This is a genomic window from Kribbella albertanoniae, from assembly GCF_004348455.1.
GTDB classification, from domain to species: Bacteria; Actinomycetota; Actinomycetes; order Propionibacteriales; family Kribbellaceae; genus Kribbella; species Kribbella albertanoniae.
Window position 1 is genome coordinate 1 of sequence record NZ_SMKA01000417.1, and the last position, 5,169, is coordinate 5,169.

Sequence of the window (5,169 nt, forward strand, 5' to 3'; positions counted from 1 at the left end):
GGTGGGGTGGGGCGGTTAGATGCAGACGGCGCCTTCGGAGGCGGAGCGGACCAGGCGGGTGTACTTGCCGAGGACGCCTTTGGTGATGGCGGGTTGTTTGGGGGTCCAGCCGACGGCTCGGCGGGTGAGTTCTTCGGGGGCGACGTGCAGCTCGAGGGTGCGGTTGGCTACGTCGAGGGTGATGCGGTCGCCGTCGCGGACGAAGGCGATCGGGCCGCCGTCGACCGCCTCCGGGGCGACGTGGCCGACGCAGAGTCCCGTCGTACCGCCGGAGAAACGGCCGTCGGTGAGGAGCAGCACGTCCTTGCCGAGGCCGGCGCCCTTGATCGCGCCGGTGACCGCGAGCATCTCGCGCATGCCGGGGCCGCCCTTCGGGCCTTCGTACCGGATCACGACGACGTCGCCCGGCTGCAACTCCGGTACGGCGTCCATCGCCGCGCGCTCGCCGTCGAACACGCGCGCCGTACCTTCGAAGACATCGGAGTCGAACCCGGCGCTCTTCACGACCGCACCTTCCGGAGCGAGCGTGCCGTGCAGAATCGTGATGCCGCCCGTCGGGTGGATCGGCTTGTCCAGCGCCCGGATGATCGCGCCGTCGACATCCGGCGGGGCGATGTCGGCGAGGTTCTCGGCCATCGTCTTGCCGGTGACGGTCAGGCAGTCGCCGTGCAGCAGCCCGGCGTCGAGCAGCGCGCGCATGATCACCGGGATACCGCCGACCCTGTCCACATCGGTCATCACATACCGGCCGAACGGCTTCAGGTCGCCCAGGTGCGGAACCTTCTCGCCGATCCGGTTGAAGTCGGCCAGGGTCAGCTCGACCTCGGCCTCGCGGGCGATCGCGAGCAGATGCAGTACGGCGTTCGTCGAGCCACCGAGCGCCATCACCACGGCGATCGCGTTCTCGAACGCTTCCTTCGTGAGGATCTGCCGCGCGGTGATCCCCTTCTGCAGCAGGCCGACCACGGCCTCGCCGGACTTCCGCGCGTACCCGTCGCGCCGGCGGTCCACTGCGGGCGGCGCTGCCGATCCGGGCAACGACATACCGAGAGCTTCAGCAGACGCGGCCATCGTGTTGGCGGTGTACATCCCGCCGCACGCACCTTCACCAGGGCAGATCGCGCGCTCGACCGCGTCGACCTCCTCCCGGGTGATCAGGCCGCGAACACAGGCACCGACGGCTTCGAACGCGTCGATGATCGTCACGTCCTTGTCGCCGAGACGGCCGGGCATGATCGAACCGGCGTACAGGAAGACACTCGCCAGATCCAGACGCGCGGCCGCCATCAGCATGCCGGGCAGGGACTTGTCGCAGCCGGCCAGCAGGACCGAGCCGTCGAGGCGCTCGGCCTCCATCACGGTCTCCACCGAGTCGGCGATGATCTCGCGGCTGACGAGCGAGTAGTGCATCCCGACATGACCCATCGAGATACCGTCGGAGACGCTGATCGTGCCGAACTCCAGCGGGTACCCACCGGCCGCGTGCACGCCCTCCTTGACCGCCTTCGCGAGCCGGTCCAGCGAGAGGTTGCACGGGGTGATCTCGTTCCAGCTCGACGCCACCCCGATCTGCGGCTTCACCCAGTCGTCGTCCCCCATCCCGACCGCTCTGAGCATCCCTCGGCTCGCGGTGGCTTCGAGACCATCGGTGACTGTGCGGCTGCGGGGCTTCACATCGACCATGGGGTCACTCTAAACACGTTGCTCCCTGGTAAGCCGATCCTTACTGTTCGCCAGGTGGATCCTTACGGTGACGAGAAGCTGGTCGAGCTCTACGACCTGGACAACCCTGCTGGCGACGATCACGCGTATTTCCGTTCGGTGGCTGATGGGCTGAACGCTCGGAAGATTGTCGATCTCGGGTGTGGCACCGGCCTGCTGACGCGCTCGCTGGCCATGTCCGGCCGCGAGGTGATCGGGATCGATCCGAGTCCGACGATGCTGAACTACGCCCGCCGTACGGCGAGTTCCGTCACCTGGATCTCCGGCGATGCGCGCGTGATCGAGCCGACCGGCGATGTCGATCTCGTGGTGTGCACCGGGAACACGCTGATGCACATCGCGGACCTCGCGCCCACCTTCGCCACGATCGCCGGTGCGTTGCGGAGGGGCGGCGTACTGGCGTTCGAGTCGCGGAACCCCGAGGCGCGGGCCTGGCAGTCGTGGACCCGCGAGGCGTCGTACGGGGATCGCGACACCCCGGTCGGCCACCTCACCGAATGGCTCGACCTGATCGAGGTCGCGGACGGCCGGGTCGTCTTCGACGCGCACAACCTGTACGACGACGGGCGCGACGACGTCTATCGCAACGAGCTGTACTTCCGCTCGATCGACCAGATCAGCGCTGCTCTGAAGGCGGCCGGATTCGTGGTCGAGGTGAAGGCCGGGTGGCATGGTGAGCAGTTCGGACCGTCGTCCCGGTTGATGGTGTTCCGTGCGGAGAAGGTCTAGTCCATCCGCCGGCTGAGCGCCTCCGCGAAGCCGGTCACACCGCCGACGTAGCCCCACGGAACGCTCTCGATCCGGCCCTCGGTGCGGCCGGCGTGCTCCATCGCTTCGGCCTTCGCGCTGGCCCATTTGAGCGCGAAGGCCATCGCGCCGTTGGCCGAGACGTCCGCGGGGTCCGGCGTACGGGCGTCGTTCCACCACTTGTCGCGAGCCGCGACGAGCTCGGGACGGCGGCCGCTGACCTCTCGCGCGAACCGCCTCATGCGCTGCACGCGCGGCGGGTCCTTGTCGGAGGCAACCTCTAGCCAGACCTCGTTGAAGACATGGGCCGCGATACTGCACAGCACACTTCCGGGCCGCGCCCGAGCCACCACCGCATCACCGAAGTCGATCAGCTCAGCCAGCTCCAGACCGGACCACTTCTTCGCCAGCACCTGAACCCGGCCGGTGTGCGCCGCGTAGCTGCCCGGGTGCCGGATCAGCGCGGCATGGAAGATCTCGGCCTTGTCCTCCAGCTCCGCCTGCAATCCGAGCGCCGCCCACTGCAGCACCTCCCACGGCACCGCGTCATCCGCGGCCGCCACGATCGCCCCCTGCAGCACCTCGGCCGCCGTATGCAGAATGTCGTGGAACGTCGCGAACCGTTGCGCCGACACGTCCTTCGCCCGCTGCCCGGTCCGCACCGACCACGCCTCGAACACCAGCGTCTGCCCGAACCAGAGCAGCAGATCCGGATCCTTCGGGTACGCCTCCAGCCGCAGCTCGAGCTGTTCGCTCCGCCCGACCGCCGCCTTCGCCAGGCCGGTGGCCCGGATCGACCGCAGGTTCGTGTTGGCCGGGGTCACCTTGAGCAACGCCAGCCCGGTCGACAGATCACCCTGCCGGACCGCCGCGTACGCCGCGTCGAGGTCGTCGTCCAGCCAGGCCTGATCCAGCCTCAGCCCGGACACATCGACCCCGGACGCCCCCTTTCGTGAGAAGAACCCCATTCGCGGATGGTAGGACTCCTCGGACCTCTGTGGGGCGGGATTGCACCTTCCTGCAATAGATACTGCCTGCAATAGACACTGCCTGCAGTAGCCTTTGCCTTACCGCGACTGGCGAGGGTGGGTCACCACCGGGGAGCGGACAGCTACGTGGCGTCGTCCGCCTGGGCGCCTCCTTCCGGAGGTGCTCATGCGTTATGGGATGAATCCACACCAGGCCGCTTCGCTGACAGTCGTCGGCTCAGCTGCCCCGTTCACCGTCGTGGCGGGCAGTCCGTCGTACATCAATGTGCTCGACGCACTCACCGGCTGGCAGATGGTCCGGGAGGCCGCTGGCACTTTCGGGCAGCCCGCGGCAGCGTCGTACAAGCACGTCTCCCCTGCGGGTGCAGCCCTCGGTACGTCGGCCGCGGACGCGTACCGGCGCGCCCGGGACGCCGACCCCAAGTCGTCGTACGGCGATTTCGTGGCCGTCTCGCATCCCGTGGACGCTGAGCTGGCTGATGTCTTGCGCCGTGTAGTGAGCGACGGGATCATCGCGCCCGGTTATGCGCCTGGTGTCGTTGAGGTACTGGCGGCGAAGAAGCGCGGCACGTACCTGGTGCTGGAGGCGGATCCGCTGTTCGAGCCTCCGCGCGAGGAGGTGCGTGAGCTGTACGGCCTGCGGTTGACGCAGGAGCGGGATGCCTTCTCGCTAGGCCGCGATCTGCTGTCTGCTGAGCTGGACGACGCCGCCGCTCGGGATATGCTGCTCGGCCTGATCATCGTCCGCTACACCCAGTCCAACACCGTCGCCCTCCTGAAGGACGGCATGGCCATCGGCATCGGCGCCGGCCAACAGTCCCGTGTCGACTGCACCCGCCTGGCTGGTCAGAAGGCTGCCGACTGGTGGTCCCGCCGCTCCACCACGCCTCTGACCGGGGTGTCCATGGTCTCCGACGGCGCCCTGCCTTTCCCCGACAACGTCGAAGAGGCAGCCCGCTTCGGCGTCAGTCACATCGCCGAACCGGCCGGCTCCATCCGCTCATCCGAGGTGGAGGCCGCCTGCGCCGTCCACGGCATCACCTGGTCCGCCACCGGAGTCCGCCTCTTCCGCCACTGACCGCTATCAGTGCAGCCGGTAGATGCCGGCAGCGACCCCGCGACGTACAACCTCTGCCGTCGCAACCGCTGACTGGTCGGTGGTGTCGATGGCGTGGTGCTCCAGCGGGCCCAGGTCGGCGAAGGCGCCGTACATATGAGTGATGGCGCCTTCGTCCCGGAGCGATTCGGGACCACGGGTCTGCGCGCGAGCGATGGTTTCCTCGAGCGCCGGCCGCAGCGCAACGTACGACAGGACCAGGCCGTCGTTTCGCGCGGCCGCCCGAAACCGAGGCACGTAATACGGCCCAACAACACCGTCGACAACGACGTCGTACCCACCACGCGCATACGTCGCGGCCGCAGCCACGTACGCATCCACGACAACATCGTTCTGCTGCGAGGCTTCCGGCAGGTACGGCGGAATGTGGCCGGTCCGAATCGCCGCGAAGAACTGGTCCGTCACCAAATGCACAGTCGGCCGCTCGGCCCCCGCCGCAAGCAACCCAGCAACCGTCGACTTCCCGGCCCCCGGCGTCCCACTCACCACAACCAAGTCACCCCGCACCCCCAAACGCTACGCCACAAACTGTCCCCCGAACCCGCCATCACACGCCGCACCCAGCACCCCTGCCCTTCGCGCACACCCCTGGCC

5 protein-coding genes and 1 riboswitch are annotated in these 5,169 nt (G+C 68.2%); of the genes, 2 read left to right on the top strand and 3 right to left on the bottom strand.

Annotated elements, in window-relative coordinates; genetic code table 11:
* Nucleotides 1-15: 15 nt before the first annotated feature.
* Nucleotides 16-1,683: a dihydroxy-acid dehydratase gene (gene ilvD, locus E1261_RS43110; RefSeq protein WP_132415877.1), complete on the bottom strand. Its 1,668-nt coding sequence runs from the start codon at nt 1,681-1,683 to the stop codon at nt 16-18.
* 54 nt (nt 1,684-1,737) lie between these two features.
* Between ilvD and E1261_RS43115 the strand changes: the two genes are divergently transcribed.
* Nucleotides 1,738-2,451, top strand: coding sequence for a class I SAM-dependent methyltransferase (locus tag E1261_RS43115; protein WP_132415879.1), 714 nt, complete (start codon nt 1,738-1,740; stop codon nt 2,449-2,451).
* On the opposite strand, the gene E1261_RS43120 is transcribed toward E1261_RS43115, so the two are convergent.
* Nucleotides 2,448-3,437, bottom strand: coding sequence for a hypothetical protein (locus E1261_RS43120; protein WP_132415881.1), 990 nt, complete (start codon nt 3,435-3,437; stop codon nt 2,448-2,450). The two genes, E1261_RS43115 and E1261_RS43120, sit on opposite strands and share 4 nt — an antisense overlap.
* A 94-nt stretch (nt 3,438-3,531) precedes the next feature.
* Nucleotides 3,532-3,611, top strand: a riboswitch (ZMP/ZTP riboswitch).
* Nucleotides 3,612-3,624: 13 nt separating this feature from the next.
* Here E1261_RS43120 and E1261_RS43125 point away from each other — a divergent pair.
* Nucleotides 3,625-4,536 carry a 5-aminoimidazole-4-carboxamide ribonucleotide transformylase gene (locus E1261_RS43125; RefSeq protein ID WP_132415883.1) on the top strand — a complete coding sequence of 304 codons (912 nt, stop codon included), beginning with the start codon at nt 3,625-3,627 and terminating at the stop codon, nt 4,534-4,536.
* Nucleotides 4,537-4,542: 6 nt separating this feature from the next.
* On the opposite strand, the gene E1261_RS43130 is transcribed toward E1261_RS43125, so the two are convergent.
* Nucleotides 4,543-5,082, bottom strand: a complete 540-nt coding sequence (locus E1261_RS43130; RefSeq protein WP_132415885.1) for a phosphotransferase-like protein — start codon at nt 5,080-5,082, stop codon at nt 4,543-4,545.
* Between the last annotated feature and the right edge of the window lie 87 nt (nt 5,083-5,169).

Coding starts and splice junctions, on each gene's coding strand:
- ilvD (WP_132415877.1), bottom strand. CDS start 1,683: ATGGTCGATGTGAAGCCCCGCAGCCGCACAGTCACCGATGGTCTCGAA.
- E1261_RS43120 (WP_132415881.1), bottom strand. CDS start 3,437: ATGGGGTTCTTCTCACGAAAGGGGGCGTCCGGGGTCGATGTGTCCGGG.
- E1261_RS43125 (WP_132415883.1), top strand. CDS start 3,625: ATGCGTTATGGGATGAATCCACACCAGGCCGCTTCGCTGACAGTCGTC.